This window comes from Ensifer sp. CCNWLY38, from assembly GCF_037120565.1.
Lineage (GTDB): Bacteria > Pseudomonadota > Alphaproteobacteria > Rhizobiales > Rhizobiaceae > Ensifer > Ensifer adhaerens_H.
The window spans coordinates 14,714-33,462 of sequence record NZ_JBBBBO010000023.1; the positions used below are offsets into that span (position 1 = coordinate 14,714).

Consider the following 18,749-nt stretch of genomic DNA (forward strand, 5'->3'; position numbering starts at 1 on the left):
CCCGGTCAGCTGTCAGTAGACTAATCGCGTTCGTATCGTTCCAGGAATCTCGCGTAGGGCCTGAAGAATCTCGTCGGCATTTGCGGAAATTCCATCGGCCTCGACCACCACATAGCCCGTGTCGCCAAGCGTCTGAAGGAACTCAGCGACGATGTTCAGCCCGCGCGACGAGAAGATCTCGTTGAGTTGGATGAGTATTCCGGGGCGGTTTTCATGCACGTGAATGAAACGCGTGCCGTTCGGGCGCTCGGGCAGTTGTACTTGCGGAAAGTTGACGGCGCCCATCGTTGAGCCGATGTCGGAATACTCGACCAGCTTCCTCGAAACCTCCCCGCCGATGCGCTCTTGGGCTTCCTCAGTGGAGCCGCCGATATGCGGCGTCAGAATGACGTTGCTCAAGCCTTGCAACGGCGTCTCAAAACGCTCGTTGTTCGATGCAGGCTCCTTGGGGAACACGTCCACCGCGGCACCCGCCAGATGCCCGTCGTTCAGGACCTTCGCAAGCGCATCGAGATCGACCACCGTGCCGCGAGAGTTGTTGATGAAGATGGCGCCCTTCTTCATGCGGCGCAATTCGGTTTCGGTGATCATGTTATGCGTCGAGGGTGTTTCGGGAACGTGCATGGTCACATAGTCAGAGATCTCGAGAAGGTCGCCGAGCGAAGCCATCGACTCCGAATTGCCCCGGCGCAGCCGATCGGAAAGATCGAAGTAGCGCACGACCATGCCCATGCTTTCCGCAAGCGCGCTGAGCTGCGAGCCGATATTGCCGTAGCCGACAATTCCGAGCGTTTTGCCGCGGACCTCCCGGCTGCCGACAGCGGACTTCTCCCACCCACCTTGATGCGCGGAAGCCGAGCGCGGAAAGATCTGCCGTGTCAGCATGATAATCTCGCCGATCACAAGCTCGGCCACCGATCGCGTGTTTGAATAAGGTGCATTGAACACCGGAATGCCGCGCCGCCGCGCTGCATCCAGATCGACTTGGTTCGTACCGACGGAAAAACAGCCGACGGCGATCAATTTCTTGGCGGATTCGAAAATCTCGTCCGTCAGCTGCGTGCGGGAACGAATGCCGATGATATGAGCGTCGGCGATGTGGCTCCTAAGGTCCTTGTCGTCAAGCGCCTTCGGTAAATGAATGAGGTTGGTGTAGCCGGACGAAGAAAAGTAGTCCACGGCGGTCTGGCTAATGCCTTCCAGCAAAAGCACGGAAATTCGCTCGCGTGGGAGAGAAAGTTGGCGGGTCATAAATATTGCTCCGATGTCCGGAAGGCCGATGTGGCTTCGGTGCCTATGAAGATTTAAGCGGCCGGACAGGCTAATATCAACACACTGATACCGCGAACAAATCTCAAGGTACCGCGGTTTTCAATGCTTCCTACCCAAAAGTTGGCAAGAAAGGATGACATAGGCTTTTCCGCCCCTCCCAACCGACCGGAAAACCTGACCGACGAATTTTCCGTAACGGGCCGATCCGGCGGATGCTGGCTCCCCTCCCCTGCGTGGGCCGTACTGCGATCATGCGGTCCCTTTTTCTGCTGTCCTAGAACGGTATTGTCAGGTCTTCGCCGATCTCCATTGCTCCTGCTCTAAGACAGTCCCTAAGACGGCCCCGCTCGTCTTCGATGAGCATTCCCGCTCCGATGCGGATGCCGTTCTGCCACTGAGCGCCGCGATCCCATGCTTCGTTGTAGACAAGCGTTAGGTCGGCCGCTCTTCGCGTTTGCTGGAGAGCCTCGAATAGAAGTGCTGCCTGTCGAGCATCCTTGTCCCGCTTGATTGCGCTCGGTCCATCGGTATGTCGGCGCGAAGCCACGATGAGCTTATGGACAGCGTACAGGTGCAGGGACAGTTACGGGAACCCCGGACTTGTGAAGCAAGATCGTTCGAACAGGGTTCCTTATCAAGAAATCAAGGAACCGAAGCTGATCCGCGCTGGCCCCACCGAGGGCCGGCATTTTCGCCGGTTGGTCGGTGTAGTCGTCGCTGCCTCTGTTTGAGGTCAGGAACTCTACGCGATAGCCGGAACTGCTGACGAACGCAGAAGAGCCGGCCGCCCCTGATCGATGTGGGACCGGGCGGAAGCTTGGATCGATGGTCTGTAGCAGGTCCACGACCGGCGGAAGCCAGGCGCCGAGTTACTAAAACAACGCGGAACTAATGGATCGACGAGCGACCCGGCTGATCGTCTAGGCGAGATTACGCGCCGAATAGTGTATCGGCCCTCTTCTCGAAGGACTGCCATTCTTCAGGCTCCGCTTCCGCCTCCGACCTATCGGGCACGCCGACGGCTAGTGCTGCCCGGCCCCAGGCTTCAGCGCGCTGCATAAGCGACACCATCTCTCCCTTCAGGCGATGCGAGAGTTGAAGCTCGGCGGCGCGCTCGAGATTCTGGCGCGGATCGTAGAACATACAGATTGCCGCGCCGGCCGCCTTTCGCTCCGCTTCCAACTGCGCCCTCAGCGCGGCCAATTCGGCCTTTACTGCAAAATAGCGTCTCATCACGACGATGAGTTCGCGGTCGTCCGGTTCCATTAGCTCTCCCGAGTTTCTGTTTTGCGTGAGGACAATGATGACCAACAACAAGGGCAGAATCGGGATTGTTCATCGGACCGAAGTGTTTCGAAAAGAGGTAAGTGCTCCGATAGAGCGAAGATGGTGTTGCCGGACAAGTCCACGCCAACACGCCGCGGCGCTCCGGATTGTGCCAGACGTTAATGCAAACGAAAAAACGCCGATTGATCCCGGCCCTCCAACCGCGACGCAAGAGGCGACCCAGGCCTGCAAACTTGCCGCCGACATCTTGCCTGACTTGCGATCCGAGATCAGTTCGCAGGTGTTCTTCTGGCCATCTTTCAGGTCTCTAAGCTCAGCCCGCTCGCCAGCAGAAATGTGGACGAAGACATCGGCGCCGCCATCATCCGGCTTGATGACGCCAACCCCCTTCATCGCATTGAACCATTTGACGGAACCGGCGGCCGACAGCACGTCCCGCCTGCTCCGAACCGTTCGGGCCGTAATCGCCGATCTCCCGGATTGGCCCACCACTGCCCAAGAGTCCGTGAGGTCGAATGATCCAAAACCCTGACAGCTGTCAGGGTTTTGAGTTATCCCGAAGCCGCCGCCGTTGCCCGTAGCTGCCTTCCGGCTCGGAGGCTGGCCGCCGGCGTATGTGTGGTAGCTCGCCTCGATCGGCTCAACTCGCTCCGTCCGGTCGAAGTTCTCTGCAGTTGCCTAGCGCGTCGCCGGGCGTTTCGGAGACGGAATGGAGCTGCTCATTCACGCGTCCGTACCGAACGGGATACCCAACAAAACCCTGACAGCTGTCAGGGTTTTGTTGGCTCACCCCTACCCGAAGACCAGATAACGACCTGTGGTCAGAACCTGTGGCAACTCAACATTGCCGACGCAGCGGCTATCCGAATGCGCTCGTAATCAGATGGAGCGAAGTGGCCAGTGTGTTTCCAAGGCGGGGGCTCGCTACAAAACCCTGACAGCTGTCAGGGTTTTGACTAACCGGAAGGCGCCGCCGTCGCCATGCGAAAACTCCATCCGGCCTACAAATGTGTCGCAGGCGCGCGCGTGATATTCGCCTCGATCGTTTCAACTCGCTTCGCCGTGTCGCGCCTCTCCACAACCTGGCCGGTTGCCGGGCTCACTATGCATCGAAACCGAGAGTAACCTTGCCAAAACCCTGACAGCTGTCAGGGTTTTGGTCCCATCTCCGCCGAGGTCGTAGCCGCGACGTGCGAACTACGATCGGACCACATGGAAGCTCACCGCTTCTGGATGCGGTGACTATCCAGCTTCCCGGGTGAGATGGAGATGAAGCGAACGGGCTACCGCGCCTATACAGCGGGAATTCACTACAAAACCCTGACAGCTGTCAGGGATTTGTCATTTCAGGCGGTACGCGCTCAGGTGTGTTCGGCTTCATCAACTGCCCATATCAGTGCATTGCTCAGCGCAATCAGGCGGCATTCCACACGCGGATTAGGGAGGAGAGGGGAAAGACGTCCGCGCAAGCGCCGCTAATCGTCCGTGATGATGTTCCGAATGAAGCGGACTGAGCCCATTTCGATCGGTAGCACGATCGCCACAGACTAGACGCGTTCCGCGGATCCGAACCAATCCTTCGTAGCACACCGCCTTCCGTGACCTTTCCAGCTTCGCGACGGCGGACGCCGCCATTCAATCTCCAGGGAGCGAGCCCGATGCCGAATGGAGCGATCGGGCGACACGCACGCGAGTCATCGTCGGGGTGGTTCATCGGGTACCGGATTACGGCGATGAAGTCACGCTCGGGTGAGAACCAGAAGGGCCATCCGCGTATCAGCTGTGTGCGGGGCCTGGGGCATCCTTCCGCCGCGATTGGAACGCCAGGTTGACGAAGGCCGATCGCCTCTCTCCAATTCATATGCGGTTTCGTTGGTTCACTTCTGCGATTGCGTTCGCACCTTCAAGTTTCAGGGGAGGGCGGACGCCTGTCCGTTGCACGCCGATTGGACCTTGACGAGTTCCAATACGCTGATGTCGAGGTCGTGGGGATAGTTTCAGACTATCACCTCGTTCTCGATGCCCATGCATGCGAGCGCCACAAATCGTTGGTCGCCAAGAAACCAGAACTTGGAAAAGCAGCCAAGAAGCCGCCAGCTCTCTTTCCGATCTCGTGCGATTTCACATCAAAGTCGATGACGTTCTACTCGGCAAAGCAGGCAATCTGCTTGCGGTAACAAGGGACCCATTTCAACTCTTGCCGAACCTCAGCCTTCCGGGGTTTCTTATTGCCCTGCGGGATCCGAGTTCCCGAATTCCTCCGCTGCGCGGACCGTCGGCAACAGTTTCGCCGAAATCCGACCGGCATTTTGAGATTGTCACAAGCACCCTGTGCATGCTGCCTTTGCTTGAAGATGACGGGCGAGGGGGCCGAATTGCTTCGGGAGAGATTGACACGGCTTCACCCGCGACAGCTTCATTGCTATGGTCCAGTTGACAACACGAAGACTATTATCGTCGCGACGCAGGCTCCGGCGCCCTCAAGCGTTCGCCGTCGACCCTTCCTGCGAACGGAACCGAAATGACGAGCGGACTATCCGGATCGGGGAGCGCTCGTCGAGAAAAAGCACCCCAATCCTGAAAACCAGCAGCTCCCCAAGGAGGTTGTTTTCCCAGAAACGCCACCAGGCGCCAAGACGCAGTCCTGATTAACGGCCACTCGTCGGCCGCCTGCTCGAGTGCGGTAGCAGGGTCACAAGGCGGAAAATCCGAATGGCAGGCGCATGCACCGAACAGCAACGCTAAGGCATCCGAGCATGGATGAGAACGGCAGCAACGCCTGGACCATCGATAACGGGCCAACAACCGCGTCAACACCGCCTTATCCGCCACCCTAGCATGTCGCCGATTTCCTACGCTCTAGCCAAATTGACAGATAGTGGAGGGGCACTCGACGGATCATGCTGCAGTAACTGTTCGTTAACCATCGCGAGGGCCGGCATCAACATCGATCCTCTCGATCATAGAATGTCCGCCCTCTGTCCTTGCCTGCAGCTGGAGAACCTTCTTTGCGTGGATCGGCGAGGGGAGGGGCCAAACCTCCAGAGCGCTCGATACGCACGGTCGACAACGACCCAGCCGAACGGTTGCCGATAGGGGAGGCGGGCCTAGCTGTTGGGAAAACTTTACCCGGCCGCCGCCGCGCTTAAGACCCGCGCTCTGTGGGAGCGGCGCATAAGATGGATACAAGAATGGGGAGCTGGTGCCATCAGCGGGGTTCCACGCGAACGGGATGACATTGGCGGCCGCACGGCAGAAGGAGCCAAGGTCCTCTTCATCTCGGGACCGGCCGCCTGTCACTCGGCCCGCCACCGTCGCGCCCGATTCCGCCAGGAACGACAACGGAGAGGTAGGTTGGAAATCGTCTACCCAACCCGCCGATCGGGGCTGCCGCTCGCTCTTAACAGGGCCATCAGCATCGGGCCAAGTGAAAATTCGCCGCGTCGCGCTTTTGACGTCAGATCGCGCAAATAGCCTCCGGCCGAGTTAATGTGTCCTGCCCGCTCGAGCAAACACGCCATGGCAACCGCCGCATTTTCAGGTCCCATCACTTCGCAAGCATCCTGGTAAGCGCTCGGGCTTACCCCCAGCATCGAACGCACCACCACGGCCGCCGCCATCAAGTCGCGCCAGGTCGATATGGTCCCGTCTTGTCCGTACATCGCGATCTCAGGGCAGGCCCGCATCACCATACTCAGCGGGAATGCCTTCAGCGGTTCCCTCAATGGCGGCTTTTCTGGCTCAGCCTTCGCCCCCAGCTCGTTTCTAGAGCTAGGTTCAAGTTCATTGCTAGATTCGGTATTTGAATTTTGTATGTGACGCTCAATATGAGCATCATTGCTGCTCATATTTTCAGAAATATCCAAATCATCCAACTGATTGACTATCTCTGCGCATAGGAGCTCCATCTCTTCGAGGATCGACGCCAAGTCGTGAATCGTCGGAGATCGAGGTATCCGGGCTACAAGCGCCAAATACACGTCTTCAATCTTGCTCCAATCGCCACTCGCGCCTTCTTCGATCGCTGCCGAGATGAGCTTGCGGGCATCGCGCCGGCGAATGGTGAGCGCCTCCTTGGTCCGGCGAAACAGCGCGCGTTCTGCCGCCATCTGCTGGGCCATCTGCGCGAGCTCCTCCGATCGGGCAAGGAGCGGGGAAAGATCGAACCCGAACGCATCCTCGATGTCGCCAGCCCTGTCCTTACGGACATAGCGCTTCCCATTCGCACTGTCTTTGCGAACAATCAGGCCGGCCTCAACGAGCGTCGCCAAGTGTCGCCGCAACGTGGCGCCGGCGATACCGTGCGCACGGACCGACAACTGAGCATTCGACGGAAAGACGATGAGAGACGCTCCCTGGCGCAGATCGGTCTCAGGATAGAAGCTCAAGAGCGCGTCAAGGACGGCAAGTGCACGATCCTGTAGCCCGAGAAGCGTCCTGGCTTCGCAGGCGTCACGAAACACTTTCCATTTGTCAGCCGTCTTGTTCGAACTGATCTCGGTGGATGCCACCTGCCGTCTTACCAGCGCAAGCGTCATCGGCCGCCGCCCGAAGGGCGTCGTCACACTTCCACTCTGCATTTCCTTCACCTCTCAAAAGGCAAAAGAAGTCCGCTCACCAAATTCGGTGCCAATCACTCTTGACGGGGATTCGTGGAAATGCGATTCTCAGATTGTCCAGATATGAGAGAGGCTTCCACTACGGCAACGTTTGGGGGCCTTTTTCTTTTGCGGTGTTCCTTTCCGTATTCCCTTGTCGAATGAGACCCTCTGACGGTGTCAGGGTTCTAATTTTCACGCTCGCGAGAGAAGCGTTCAATGAGGGCTGGCAACTCCTTCCCGACGAACTTCACGAACTCCAGTCCGAGCGGGCCATCCGCCGATATTCGAAGCTCCTTGGGCGACATCTTCCAGGCACCCAGTTTCTTGCCTGCGCTGTCCGACAGCTCTTTGCGGTCCTCTCGCGGCTGGGTCGACGGCTTTATCGCTTCGAACGCCCGCTGGAATCGTTGATCCGACACCGAGACACCGTCACCCGCATCCGTGAGCACCTGCCGAACCACAGCTAGAGAACCTGGATCACTTGCTATCGTTTTCGCGAACTCTATCCAGCGCGGCCGCCCCACCTTGGGGGCCCGCCCGATCGCTTCGATCACATCGGCAGGTATTGATCGATAGACGCCGCGCATACGAGCGAGCTCTGCATCCGCAATCGACAGCGCCGCATAGATGTTCCGGGCCTTGATGCCGGCATCATCCATACGTGATGCAAAAAGCGTCCGCTCGATCCACGTCAGGTCCTGCCGGCTGGCATTCTCGATGCCTTGCGCGACGACCAGATCCAGGTCGGAGATCTCAACCTCGAGCGCACGAACGGCGCGCCCAAGCTCCCTGGCAGCACGCCAGCGCCTGTGGCCATAGACAATCTGATAGCGCCCGGAGGACGACGGGTGGCGCCGAACCTGAATAGGAACCTTTTGCCCTTCGGACTCGATCGAGCGCTTGAACGTCTCAAAATCGCCGGCGTCGTCGTCCGGCAGCCGGTCGGGATAGGGGGAAGGGTCAATGAACGCGGGATTCAGATCTAGGATCGTCCCCCCGCCCGCCTCGACGATCGCCTTCAAACGGTCCCGCTCGGCCTTGATGTCATCGATAGCGCGATGTGCAGCACCGACGACTCCTGCGCCGACACGCGGCGACGGGGCAGGGGGCGCAGGTTGCGGGTCGTCTGCGAGCTTGTTCTCCAGCTCTTGAGACAGCAAACCGAAGTTCGCGACAATCGACTTGCGAGAAGACTTGCTCATTTCCGCCCCCAGCTATCGTTGACAAGGCGGATTATCGCTTCATTGACCGCATCGACGGCTTCGCGGGCGCGCTTATGGGTATCACGCCCAATCTGGCCCATTTCGAGCTCGTAGATCGAACGCTTTGCCAGGCCGGCCGCTTCAACCGCTGTGCTTTCGATGGCAGTGGGCAGGAGGACGTCTGTCCCGAACATATGCCGTAGCATCGCAACGACTTGCGACTGAGGGGCATCGTTTGGGTCATGACGCGTCACGAGATATCGGATGAAGTCCTGGTCGAGTTGGGCACCGTTCTCATTCAAAACGCTGATCAGATCGCCCATCATCAGGAGGAACTGGCTCATGGACGCCACGTCCAACATGGCGGGGTGAACAGTGATGACCATGCTTGTGGCAGCGTAGATTGCGCTGAGCGTCAGGAAGCCAAGGGACGGCGGCGTATCGAGAAGGACGATGTCGTAGTCTTGTTCGACTTCCGCCAGTGCAAGCTTCAGGCGCTCGAAGAATATCGCACCGGAGCTCGACTTATTCGCCAGGACACGAGGGGTCTCGTGCTCGTACTCCATGACTTCGAGGTTGCCCGGAACGAGATCGACGCCATCAAAGTAGGTCTTGCGGATGATGTCCCTGATCGGCCGCCGCTCAGCGTCGTCGTAGCGAAGCGCCGCGTAGATCGTTTCGTTGGCACCGACATCGATTTCCGGCTGCGCGCCGAACATTGCGGAGAGCGATGCCTGGGGATCGAGGTCGAGTGCAAGAACGCGATAGCCTTGCAAAGCGAGATAGTGCGCAAGATGAACACAGGTCGTCGTCTTGGCACTTCCGCCCTTGAAGTTTGCGATCGCGAGAACCTGCAAGTGCTCGCCCGGGCGACGGCGAGGCAGAAAGCGCAGGGCCTCGGCAGGCTTCTGCTTGGCAAAGAGTTCACGAAGCTCGTTGATCTGGGCGAGCGTGTAGACCCTATGGTTGTTTTCGAGGCGGCTTGGCGTCGGCCCGCGCCCTTCCGACGACATCAGCTTCAGGGTCGAATCCGGTATGGATGTCAGCTTCGAAACTTCGTTCGTGAGAAATGACCTCAAGGTCTTTTCGGATTTCGGCGGGTACATGCGGGTCCGCAGCTGCTGCAGCTGGCTCGACAAAAGACCGGCGTGCCGCAAGATCTTGGCGGCAGCGTCTTCCTTGAGTTGAACGTCAGTTTCTGCGCGTCTAGCTATCGCCATTTTTCCCTCTTGGCGGCCTAAAGCCGGTTTACCGACCATTGCCCGCCAGGAGGTAGAACACGATTCTCCCGAACCGTCCAGAATTATAGGGTTAACAAAGCCTTAACGCTCAACGCGAGCCCTCAGCGTTGAATACCGGTCTACTCCCTGAAATTGCACTCTTTTTTGCTGAATGCAATCTAGGCCACCCGATGAGTTTACGCACACTTTTGCTCACCTGACCGACGTCGTTAGCGCGGCGATCTCCCACACATTGCACCCCACCCGCCCGAATCAGCGTCGGTGCATCAGCCACGACCGGCCACATTTCGACGTTCAAAATGCGCTGGCTATTCTCCGACGAGCCGCACATCCCTTCGGTCAGGGAAGATTTCTCTGCCCCTAGAATCGACGTGGCGAAATTTCAGGAGCATTTTTGCCCCTCGCGACGCGTCCTCAGTCGTAGCACTTCTCCTCCAATAAACGGAGGAGGACGACTGATGATGGTGATTGCCATTGAGAATGGCAGTTCGAGCGACGCCCGGCACTTCCTCGACCAGATGTTTGCGCTGCGCGCGAAGGTCTTCGATGAACGCCTGGGTTGGCAGGTCGCCGCGCGCGATGGCCAGGAGCGCGACCAGTTCGACGATCTCGATCCCGTCTACATACTCGCTGTCTCTGCAAAGAATGAAGTGGTCGGCTGTGCTCGCCTTCTCCCCGCCATGGGTCAGACGATGCTTTTGTCCGTGTTCCCGCAACTCGTCTCGGAGCAGGCGTTTCACCCGCACGCGCGGATGATCGAGAGCTCGCGCTTCTGCGTCGATACGACCACACAACGGAAGGGTCGCGGCGGTCTCCACCACGTTACCCGCCTCATGTTTGCCGGCATCCTCGAATGGTGCCTTTCGCGCGGATACACCGAGGTCGTCACGGTCACCGACATTGCCGTCGAGCGCATCCTTGGGCTTGCCGGGTGGTCGCTTCATCGGCTCGGACCGCCGCAAATGGTAGGCCAGACAACAGCCTTGGCTGGTGTTCTCTCGGTTGACGCAGGCATCTTCCAGCAAGTCAGGCCGGTTGGGTATGTCTCAACCTTCGATCGCCCCGCCGCACCGACCTCGTCGGTGTTGTCATGACGCATAGCCGCTCCCTTCCCCGCCTTGTCCGCAAGCTCGAGGAAGCCCTTGGTCCAGCCATTCGGGCTGCACTCGATGACCCGAGCGTCGTCGAGATCATGCTCAACGCCGACGGCAGCCTCTACGTGGAACGCCTCGGTCAATCGATCGCGCGCCTTGGAGAAATGGATACCGCCGCCGCCGAGATCACAATCGGCAGCATAGCCCATGCGACAGGTACGGCGGTCGACGAACACAGACCAATCGTGTCGGCCGAGCTGCCGGTCAGTGGACACCGCTTCGAGGGGCTGCTGCCACCGATCGTCGCTGCACCATCCTTCTCCATACGCAAGCGCGCTTCGCGTCTCATTCCTCTCGAGCAGTATGTGGACGATGGCTTCATGACGGGGAAGCAAGCTCGTCTCCTAGCAAGAGCTGTTGTCGATCGCCTCAAACCCATTGGCTCTCCTATGAGAACTATGCGGGCCTGGTCTCAGATACGAGTTTTTCGACCGAACAGCTTTTGAACGGATCACTCGACGTCTTCATCAATATCGATCTGAAGACGCTGGAAACGCACGCGGGCCTTGCGCGCGTCATCATCGGATCCTTCGTGAACGCGATTTACAATCGCAATCGCTTGGGCGACGACCTGGCTCTGTTCCTCCTCGACGAGGTGGCCCGCCTCGGTTACCTGCGCATTCTTGAGACGGCACGCGACACCGGTCGCAAGTACGGGATATCACTCACGCTGATCTTTCAGTCGATCGGCCAGATGCGCGAGACCTTCGGCGGCCGCGACGCCACGAGCAAATGGTTCGAAAGTGCGAGCTGGATCTCGTTTGCCGCCATCAACGATCCTGAAACAGCCGAGTACGTTTCAAGGCGCTGTGGCGCGACGACCGTCGAAGTCGATCAATTGAGCCGCAGTTTCCAATCGCGGGGGTCGTCACGTACGCGCTCGAAGCAGATTGCGGCGCGGCCGCTCATCCAACCGGACGAAGTGCTGCGCATGCGCGCTGACGAGCAGATCGTGTTTACGGCGGGAAACGCGCCGCTTAGATGCGGTCGCGCCATATGGTTCAGGCGCAACGACATGCGAGGCTGCGTAAAACAGAACAGGTTTCGCACTCCGCCGACAACCACCTAATCTTACCCGGCGATCCATCACAAACGTGAATCGATCAGGCCGGACCGATTCAAAACACTCGTTGGACGGGATTCCGGGCATCGGCGATGGTACTCGCATGCTCAGTCAGCCCTACCATCTCTATGTCGAACGAACCGACGCAAACAGGAACATGGCCCGGTTCTATGCCCTGTCGATCGACCGGACCCTGTTTGGAAAGGCCTGCCTGACGCGGCGCTGGGGCAGGATCGGTCAAAGGGGCCAATCGATGGTCCATCACTTCGACAACGAGCAAGAGGCCGTCGCGTTGTTTCTCGATGTACTCAGGAAGAAGCGCACCCGGGGATATCGGCCAGCGGTAAAACGCCCCTCGAAGTGACGACGAAGTCCGACGAACGCAGCGAGAACCGATGCGACCGCGAAGGGTAGAATTGGCTGTAATCGCTTGGGCGAACCACGAGAGGTGGCCCCGCCCGGAGGCGGGGCAGTTGTGTCAATCCCTGTTGGAGCGGGACCAGATCAGCTGGTAGCCGTCTTCGCCCTCGACTTCCGCGAGCGTCGCGTAGATCGGAGCGGGAAAGCTCGGGTCGTCGAGCTTGACCGAGAGGTAGTCGCGGCCGGTCTGCTCGGAGCTCTTCTGCCAAGCCGCACCGAATTCGACGTTGCCGGCATAGATGCGGAAGTGAGGACCTCTGTCGGAAGGGTGTTCGATCCGTGCAATGCGAGCTTTGACGTTGAGGGCCAGCGTGCGGATCGACCCGTTGAAGCCGTTGTCGGTGGAGGTGAAAGTGCCAATGGTTGCCATGTCGAAGTTCCTTTCTGGTGTTTCGGGCCGCGCCCTTCGCGGCCTCGATGGCTGTCGAAAGGACCGGGGACGATCGGACCGCACCCATAGGGCCAAAATGAAATGGAGGGCGGCAAGGAGCAGTTTTGTTGGATGGCGAGGAATGGCGGCTTGAGCCGCCAGGGGTAAGAAAATTGCGGATGCCGTTGCGGGAGGACGATCGAGGCTCCAGCCGCTTTCCGGTCAGACACGCCCATCGAGCCCGCGCAGGACGCTGTCCGCAGCAGGAAAGAACATTGCCTGGCAAGAGGGTGAAACCGGGGCACCCGGCGACGATCAGCATCCAGCGGATCCAGCGGACTTCTTTATCCGTAGCCGCCGGCTCGCGCCGCATCTCCATCCTCGATCAAGGTACGGTTGCCAATGGCGTAGCTCACGATATCGTTCGATTGCGATTCGTCGCCTTGGGGGAACCATGCGTCAGCAGACAAAGTCATTCATCGTCGAGATAAAGCAGTCACGGAAACCGAAGTCCGGCACGCGGAAAACGTCGATCTGGGGAAAGCTAGATCTCAGGGCGAGCGACGACCAGCTTGAAACGACGCGGACCGGACAGGAGGCGGCTGCTCCGGCTAAGGTCGGCGAGCAACGTTAAACCCAACGCCGGTCGCTTCGTTGTTCGAACCGAATGTAGAAGCTGGAAAGGGGCCGGCAATGACGCCAGCCCCAATCTGATAGTTGCTACACTAGCGGCGTTCGATCGACCGCTCAAACACTCTAAGTCAACTTGGAGTGGGCACAAGAATACGGCGGGGAAGCACTAAATATCCCCCGTCTATCCACCGGTCGTCCACAGGATCAGCAAACCCTACTGCAATGAAAGAAAACCCGTTTTTGTGCGATGTGGCGATCACCATCGCGGTGCATGGATGTGGATAAATTTTCGGGCGGGCAGGGGTGTTTGAGGGGCGGGGCTTTGGGGCGCCCCTCAATCCACCAGCAGGGAGGCGTGCTTATGCCCATCCCGATTTGTGCCGGATCTGGCGCAATCCAACCGGAAAAGAAGCTGCCATCGAAGAGCGTCTCGCATCCAGACTGTTCTGGACGCGAGACGATCGAAACCATCATCGATTGCGCAGCAAACTGGCCATCCGTTCCCCTACCAGCCAAAGAGCCTTGTTGAGCTTGATATCCTGATCGATGCCATTGATCGGGCGGGACGTTGATCTGCGCGGCCTGCCGGTTTCATCGCGGCTCACACCGCGCAAACCACCTTTGATGCTGTTTTCTTGAACGACATTCCACACGGTCCAAAGGTCATCAGCGCGGTCCTCCTGGCGACGGGGCACAAGCAGTTGTTCTGGCTTGATCGGAGTCGTCACGGCGCCGTCGGCGTCACCAAAGCGCAGCAGATGCGCCGCCTCCGCCAACACCTCCTTTGCATCCCGCCCCATTCTGAAGCTCGACCAGTCTTGGGGCGCCGCCAGGGCGCGTTCGGCCTCTGTGAGCACGCGATAGGTTCCTTCGATCACCTTGCCTTGAACATCTCCGGAGTGCCGGACTTTGTTCGCGTCAATCGTTCCGGTCTGGGCCACGAGTGAATTGAGGCAGCAAACTCGGAATAGCCCCGCGAGCAACTCATAGGCACTCGTTCCATCATTTGCGTTTTTGAGGAGAATTTCGCAGACGGTGTCACCCACTTTGTAGACATTTCCGTCGTCGAGGCGGCGAAGACGGATAAGGTGCTTGGTAAAGTTGGCCTTTCCTTCCGTGCGGCTGACTGACTGGCGCGCTCCGACCGGCGCGAAGCCCTCCTTCATCAGCCCACGCAGGATTTCGATTGTCGGGATTGGCATGAAGCGCTCCGAGCGGCTTTCGTGTGCAGAGGTTGCGAAAATCGAAGGTGCAATGTGGCGCATCTCATCCTCGGAGAGCGCGCGACCCGTGTCGAAACGGGCAGTTTTGGCATAGATGTTCATGCTTAGATCTCCTTTTCCCTTGGACCGCGAAGCAGGGCCGCGTCCTGCTTCCCGGGGCCGCGCGAGCGGTGGGGATGGAAGGGGAAAACAGTCTTCGCGGGGAACCGCCTGCACGAAAGCGGAAGCGAAGGAAGGTGGGCGGAAGACTGTTTGGGGGAGAGAAGGGGCAAGGTCCCTCGGTCCCCTTCAACCGATCCGAGAGGTTTGGTCATTTCACAATGAAGCGTATCGGAGCTTTCAGCATAGCGCCGCGGCAGCGGGAAAGCGGGAATTCGCGTCGCGCGAAGGCGGAAAAAGGGCCGCCGCAGGAGCTTCAACATAGTGGCCCTAAGGGGAAGCGGGATCGACTGCCCCGTCCTTCGCGTTCGCCAAGCCCCAAGGTCTACGGCCTGCCCCTTTGCTTCCCACGGTTCAAGGCGCTGGAAGGGTGACGCGAGATCTCGAAATCGCCTCCCGGTCGCGCGACATTGATCAGGAGCGCGATTCACTTATCAGGCACTTATCGAAATCTGTCATACATGTTTGACAATAATGCTAATATCTGTCTATTGTCACATTAGACAAGTTGGCGCGGCTAGGCCGTCGCCTTTCGCATACCGGAGGAATAATGATCATCACCGACGTTGAAGTGCGGGTTTTCCGCACGACCACTCGCCGCCACTCGGACAGTGCTGGTCACGCGCATCCCGGCCCGCCGCATCAGGTCGAGCAGGCGATGCTGACCATTCGGACGGAAGACGGTCACGAGGGGCATTCCTTCACGGCGCCGGAAATCGTTCGGCCGCACGTTATCGACAAGTTTGTGAAGAAGGTCCTGATCGGTGAGGATCATCGTGATCGCGAACGGCTATGGCATGACCTCGCACACTGGCAGCGCGGGTCCGCTGCACAGCTCACGGACCGTACCCTGGCGGTTGTCGATTGCGCGCTGTGGGATCTGGCAGGGCGCACTTTGAACCAACCTGTATACAAGTTGATCGGCGGCTTCCGCGACAAGGTACTCGCCTATGGTTCGATCATGTGTGGTGACGAGCTTGAGGGCGGCCTTGCAACCCCCGAGGACTATGGGCGCTTCGCAGAGATCCTGGTCAAGCGCGGCTACAAGGGCATCAAGCTGCACACCTGGATGCCGCCGGTCAGCTGGGCTCCGAACGTGAAAATGGACATCAAGGCCTGCGCCGCCGTGCGCGAAGCGGTGGGACCGGATATCCGCCTGATGATCGACGCCTTCCATTGGTACTCTCGCACCGATGCCCTGGAACTCGGGCGGGGGCTCGAAACGCTTGGCTTCGACTGGATCGAGGAGCCGATGGATGAGCAGTCGCTTTCGTCCTACAAGTGGCTCGCAGACAATCTCGACATTCCTGTCGTCGGTCCGGAAAGTGCCGCCGGCAAGCATTGGCACCGCGCCGAGTGGATCAAGGCGGGCGCCTGCGACATCCTTCGCACAGGCGTCAACGACGTCGGCGGCATTACGCCGGCGCTGAAGACGATGCACCTTGCCGAAGCATTCGGCATGGAATGCGAAGTGCACGGCAACACGGCGATGAACCTGCATGTCGTGGCCGCCACCAAGAACTGCCGCTGGTACGAGCGCGGCCTGCTCCATCCATTCCTCGAATATGACGACGGCCACGACTACCTGAGGTCGCTGTCCGACCCCATGGATCGCGACGGCTACGTCCACGTGCCGGATCGCCCAGGTCTTGGCGAGGATATCGACTTCAATTTCATCGAAAACCATCGCGTCCGGTAGCGAGCGAGGAAGCTTGTGATGAAGACCGTTCTCGCTTTCGGAGACAGCCTGACCTGGGGCGCCGACCCGGCAACGGGCCTGCGCCATCCGCCGGAAGGACGTTGGCCTGAGGTTCTGGGCGAGGCGCTTGGCGGCCGGGCAAGGATCATTCCCGAAGGACTCGGTGGTCGCACTACATGCTACGACGACCACGCGGGGCCCGCATGCCGCAATGGCGCCAAGGCGCTGGAAGTGGCGCTGGCCAGCCATATGCCGCTCGACCTCGTCATCGTCATGCTCGGTACCAACGACATCAAGCCTGTCCATGGCGGGCGGGCAGAAGGGGCGGTTTCGGGAATGCGCCGGCTGGCACAGATCGTCGAAACCTTTCCCTACAAACCCAAGGGGGCGAAACCGAAGCTCCTGATCGTCGCGCCGCCCCCCTGTTCGCCCGGTCCCGGCGGACAGCCGGCGGCGGGCCGCAGCGTGGCCGAATCCGAGAGGCTGTCTCCGCTCTACCGCAAGCTCGCGAACGAGCTTGGCCATCGATTTTTTGACGCCGGTTCGGTTACGCGCGCGTCCGAAACCGATGGTGTGCATCTCGAAGCCGCAAACACGGCAGCAATCGGACGGGCGCTTGCGGCGCCCGTCGGCGAAATTCTTGGCTGATCTGGTCCTTGCCTGTGGAGGAACAGGCCGGCGGATCTTGTAATAGGAAGGTCGGTTCCCGAGTGGACGACCGCAAAGGAGGAAGCATGAAACACTTTCTAGCAACGGTCGCATTCGGTGCGCTTCTCGTCACCACGATGCCCCATGTCGTCCTGGCCGAAACGCCTGTGGATCAGCTCGTCGTCGCCACGACCATGAGCAACATCCTCACCCTCGACCCGGCAGCCATTACCGGCCGCGAGACGGTCCAGGTGCTGAACAACATCTACGACACCCTTGTCGTCCTGTCGCCTGAGGACCGCAGCGTTCAGCCGCGGCTGGCAGAACGCTGGGAAGTGGCCGACGACCGCATGTCGATCCGGTTCCACCTGCGCAGCGACGCCAAGTTTGCCTCCGGCAATCCCGTCACCGCCGAGGACATTGCCTGGAGCCTGAAGCGTCTGCTTGCGCGCAACCTCGCGCAATCCTCCTTCCTCAAGACCCGCGGGTTTACGCTGGAAGCGGCCGACAAGCTGTTCGTCGTCGAAGACGATCGCACCTTCGTACTGCATCTGCCGAAGGCTGACGACCCGAACCTGCTCCTGATGGTCCTTGCGCAAAACGGGCCGGGCTCGATCATCGACAGCAAGACGGCTCTCGAAAACGAAAAGGACGGCGATCTCGGCGCCGGATGGCTGACCGTGAATTCGGCCGGCTCCGGTCCGTTCACACTGACGCAGTGGAAGTCGAACGAGTTCATCATCCTCACCCGCAACGGCGAGTACTGGGGCGAAGCGCCGGGCATGAAGCGCGTGCTGCTTCGCCACCTGCCGGAATCGCAGTCGCAGCGCCTGCTTCTGGAAAAGGGCGACATCGACGTTGCCTACTCGCTTCAGGCGCCGGACCTGAAATCGCTCGAAGCCGACGAGGCGATCACGATTGAATCGACCCCCGGTTCGGGCTTCTACTATCTCAGTGTCTCGATGAAGGACGAACGGTTCGCCAACAAGAAGGTCCGTGAGGCGCTTCGTTACCTCATCGACTACGAAGGCCTCGACAAGGCGGTAATGCCCTACTACGGCAAGCTGCACCAGCGGCCGCTGTCGACGGGTGTGCTTGGCGCCTTGCCGGACGAAGGCTACAAGCTGGATGTCGCGAAGGCCAAGGCCCTGCTTGCAGAGGCGGGCTATCCGGAAGGCTTCAAGACCACCTTGCGCGTCCTTTCCGAAGACCCCTTCATGAAGGCAGCGACCGCCATCCAGAACACACTCGGCCAGGCCGGAATTCAGGCGGAGCTCATCAGCGGTTCGGGCGACCAGATCTACGGTGCCATGCGTGAACGGAAGTTCGAATTGTTGCTTGGCCGCGGCGGCGGCGGTCAGCAGCCACACCCGGACAACAACCTCAGGTCCGTTGCCTATAACCCGAACAATTCCGATGACGCGAAGCTCACCAACTACCAGAGCTGGCGCACCAGCTTCTTTGACGAGAAGCTGAACAAGATGATCGAGGAGGCGCTGGTCGAGCGCGACACCGCCAAGCAGATCAAGCTCTATGAAGGCGTACAGACTTACATGGACGAGATTGTCATGTCGATCCAGCCGTTCTCGGAAGTCGTCGACACAGCAGCCTTCCGAAGCGACGTGAAGGGCATGATCGTCAGCCCATGGCTCTCGCGCTTCGAAGGAGTGAAGAAGGAACGGTAACCCCGGACTTCGCTTTCAACGGGTTTGGAAAGGCGCGTCGCCAGGCGCGCCTTTTTGCTGTTTGGGGCCAGTGCAGGTTTCATACGTCGGGG

14 protein-coding genes and 3 pseudogenes are annotated in these 18,749 nt (G+C 59.5%); 8 read left to right on the top strand and 9 right to left on the bottom strand.

Annotated features, from left to right (window positions below; genetic code table 11):
• Window positions 1-12 precede the first annotated feature (12 nt).
• From serA to repA, 7 genes and pseudogenes are all read right to left on the bottom strand, one after another.
• The gene (gene serA / locus V7S54_RS31640) at window positions 13-1,251 is read right to left on the bottom strand and encodes a phosphoglycerate dehydrogenase (protein WP_065376440.1); all 1,239 of its coding nucleotides are present in this window, start codon (window positions 1,249-1,251) and stop codon (window positions 13-15) included.
• 295 nt (window positions 1,252-1,546) lie between these two features.
• A pseudogene (locus V7S54_RS31645) lies at window positions 1,547-2,129 on the bottom strand (GSU2403 family nucleotidyltransferase fold protein); the annotation flags it as partial.
• A 73-nt stretch (window positions 2,130-2,202) separates the two neighbouring features.
• Entirely contained in the window at window positions 2,203-2,538 is a 336-nt protein-coding gene (locus V7S54_RS31650; RefSeq protein WP_336409848.1) for a hypothetical protein, read from the bottom strand.
• 243 nt (window positions 2,539-2,781) lie between these two features.
• A pseudogene (locus V7S54_RS31655) lies at window positions 2,782-2,988 on the bottom strand (cold-shock protein); the annotation flags it as partial.
• 2,936 nt (window positions 2,989-5,924) lie between these two features.
• Entirely contained in the window at window positions 5,925-7,139 is a 1,215-nt protein-coding gene (gene repC, locus V7S54_RS31660) for a plasmid replication protein RepC (protein WP_336409849.1), read from the bottom strand.
• A gap of 206 nt (window positions 7,140-7,345) precedes the next feature.
• A complete protein-coding gene (gene repB, locus V7S54_RS31665) occupies window positions 7,346-8,362 on the bottom strand; it encodes a plasmid partitioning protein RepB (protein ID WP_336409850.1) in 1,017 nt (338 codons plus the stop codon).
• Window positions 8,359-9,582, bottom strand: coding sequence for a plasmid partitioning protein RepA (gene repA / locus V7S54_RS31670; RefSeq protein ID WP_065376444.1), 1,224 nt, complete (start codon window positions 9,580-9,582; stop codon window positions 8,359-8,361). Before repA ends, repB begins: the two co-directional genes overlap by 4 nt.
• A gap of 479 nt (window positions 9,583-10,061) precedes the next feature.
• On the opposite strand from repA, the gene V7S54_RS31675 reads away from it, so the two are divergent.
• From V7S54_RS31675 to V7S54_RS31690, 4 genes and pseudogenes are all read left to right on the top strand, one after another.
• Window positions 10,062-10,697, top strand: coding sequence for an acyl-homoserine-lactone synthase (locus tag V7S54_RS31675; RefSeq protein ID WP_336409851.1), 636 nt, complete (start codon window positions 10,062-10,064; stop codon window positions 10,695-10,697).
• On the top strand, window positions 10,694-11,203 hold the full coding sequence (locus tag V7S54_RS31680; RefSeq protein WP_442892641.1) for a hypothetical protein: 510 nt from the start codon (window positions 10,694-10,696) through the stop codon (window positions 11,201-11,203). The genes V7S54_RS31675 and V7S54_RS31680 overlap by 4 nt, the downstream gene beginning before the upstream one ends.
• Window positions 11,128-11,826: pseudogene (locus V7S54_RS31685) on the top strand (type IV secretory system conjugative DNA transfer family protein); the annotation flags it as partial. The gene V7S54_RS31680 and the pseudogene V7S54_RS31685, both read left to right, overlap by 76 nt.
• 97 nt (window positions 11,827-11,923) lie before the next feature.
• A complete protein-coding gene (locus V7S54_RS31690) occupies window positions 11,924-12,184 on the top strand; it encodes a WGR domain-containing protein (RefSeq protein WP_065376480.1) in 261 nt (86 codons plus the stop codon).
• Between the two features lie 114 nt (window positions 12,185-12,298).
• Here the strand turns inward: V7S54_RS31690 and V7S54_RS31695 are convergent, their stop codons facing one another.
• Window positions 12,299-12,610 carry a DUF736 domain-containing protein gene (locus V7S54_RS31695; protein WP_336409852.1) on the bottom strand — a complete coding sequence of 104 codons (312 nt, stop codon included), beginning with the start codon at window positions 12,608-12,610 and terminating at the stop codon, window positions 12,299-12,301.
• A 454-nt stretch (window positions 12,611-13,064) separates the two neighbouring features.
• Between V7S54_RS31695 and V7S54_RS31700 the strand changes: the two genes are divergently transcribed.
• Entirely contained in the window at window positions 13,065-13,244 is a 180-nt protein-coding gene (locus tag V7S54_RS31700) for a hypothetical protein (RefSeq protein ID WP_065376482.1), read from the top strand.
• Window positions 13,245-13,713: 469 nt separating this feature from the next.
• On the opposite strand, the gene V7S54_RS31705 is transcribed toward V7S54_RS31700, so the two are convergent.
• Window positions 13,714-14,568 carry a DUF932 domain-containing protein gene (locus V7S54_RS31705; protein ID WP_336409853.1) on the bottom strand — a complete coding sequence of 285 codons (855 nt, stop codon included), beginning with the start codon at window positions 14,566-14,568 and terminating at the stop codon, window positions 13,714-13,716.
• Between the two features lie 607 nt (window positions 14,569-15,175).
• Here V7S54_RS31705 and V7S54_RS31710 point away from each other — a divergent pair.
• The 3 genes from V7S54_RS31710 to V7S54_RS31720 all read left to right on the top strand — a co-directional run bounded on the left by V7S54_RS31710 (window position 15,176) and on the right by V7S54_RS31720 (window position 18,657).
• The gene (locus V7S54_RS31710) at window positions 15,176-16,324 is read left to right on the top strand and encodes a mandelate racemase family protein (protein WP_065376484.1); all 1,149 of its coding nucleotides are present in this window, start codon (window positions 15,176-15,178) and stop codon (window positions 16,322-16,324) included.
• Window positions 16,325-16,342: 18 nt separating this feature from the next.
• Entirely contained in the window at window positions 16,343-16,972 is a 630-nt protein-coding gene (locus V7S54_RS31715) for an SGNH/GDSL hydrolase family protein (protein ID WP_065376485.1), read from the top strand.
• A gap of 86 nt (window positions 16,973-17,058) precedes the next feature.
• Window positions 17,059-18,657, top strand: a complete 1,599-nt coding sequence (locus V7S54_RS31720) for an ABC transporter substrate-binding protein (RefSeq protein ID WP_065376486.1) — start codon at window positions 17,059-17,061, stop codon at window positions 18,655-18,657.
• Window positions 18,658-18,749 lie beyond the last annotated feature (92 nt).

Excerpts from the sequence above, each read along its gene's own strand:
- V7S54_RS31675 (WP_336409851.1), top strand. The coding sequence starts at position 10,062 with ATGATGGTGATTGCCATTGAGAATGGCAGTTCGAGCGACGCCCGGCAC.
- V7S54_RS31710 (WP_065376484.1), top strand. The coding sequence starts at position 15,176 with ATGATCATCACCGACGTTGAAGTGCGGGTTTTCCGCACGACCACTCGC.
- V7S54_RS31720 (WP_065376486.1), top strand. The coding sequence starts at position 17,059 with ATGAAACACTTTCTAGCAACGGTCGCATTCGGTGCGCTTCTCGTCACC.
- repA (WP_065376444.1), bottom strand. The coding sequence starts at position 9,582 with ATGGCGATAGCTAGACGCGCAGAAACTGACGTTCAACTCAAGGAAGAC.
- V7S54_RS31650 (WP_336409848.1), bottom strand. The coding sequence starts at position 2,538 with ATGGAACCGGACGACCGCGAACTCATCGTCGTGATGAGACGCTATTTT.
- V7S54_RS31680 (WP_442892641.1), top strand. The coding sequence starts at position 10,694 with ATGACGCATAGCCGCTCCCTTCCCCGCCTTGTCCGCAAGCTCGAGGAA.
- repC (WP_336409849.1), bottom strand. The coding sequence starts at position 7,139 with ATGCAGAGTGGAAGTGTGACGACGCCCTTCGGGCGGCGGCCGATGACG.
- serA (WP_065376440.1), bottom strand. The coding sequence starts at position 1,251 with ATGACCCGCCAACTTTCTCTCCCACGCGAGCGAATTTCCGTGCTTTTG.
- V7S54_RS31700 (WP_065376482.1), top strand. The coding sequence starts at position 13,065 with ATGCGTCAGCAGACAAAGTCATTCATCGTCGAGATAAAGCAGTCACGG.
- repB (WP_336409850.1), bottom strand. The coding sequence starts at position 8,362 with ATGAGCAAGTCTTCTCGCAAGTCGATTGTCGCGAACTTCGGTTTGCTG.
- V7S54_RS31715 (WP_065376485.1), top strand. The coding sequence starts at position 16,343 with ATGAAGACCGTTCTCGCTTTCGGAGACAGCCTGACCTGGGGCGCCGAC.
- V7S54_RS31705 (WP_336409853.1), bottom strand. The coding sequence starts at position 14,568 with ATGAACATCTATGCCAAAACTGCCCGTTTCGACACGGGTCGCGCGCTC.
- V7S54_RS31695 (WP_336409852.1), bottom strand. The coding sequence starts at position 12,610 with ATGGCAACCATTGGCACTTTCACCTCCACCGACAACGGCTTCAACGGG.
- V7S54_RS31690 (WP_065376480.1), top strand. The coding sequence starts at position 11,924 with ATGCTCAGTCAGCCCTACCATCTCTATGTCGAACGAACCGACGCAAAC.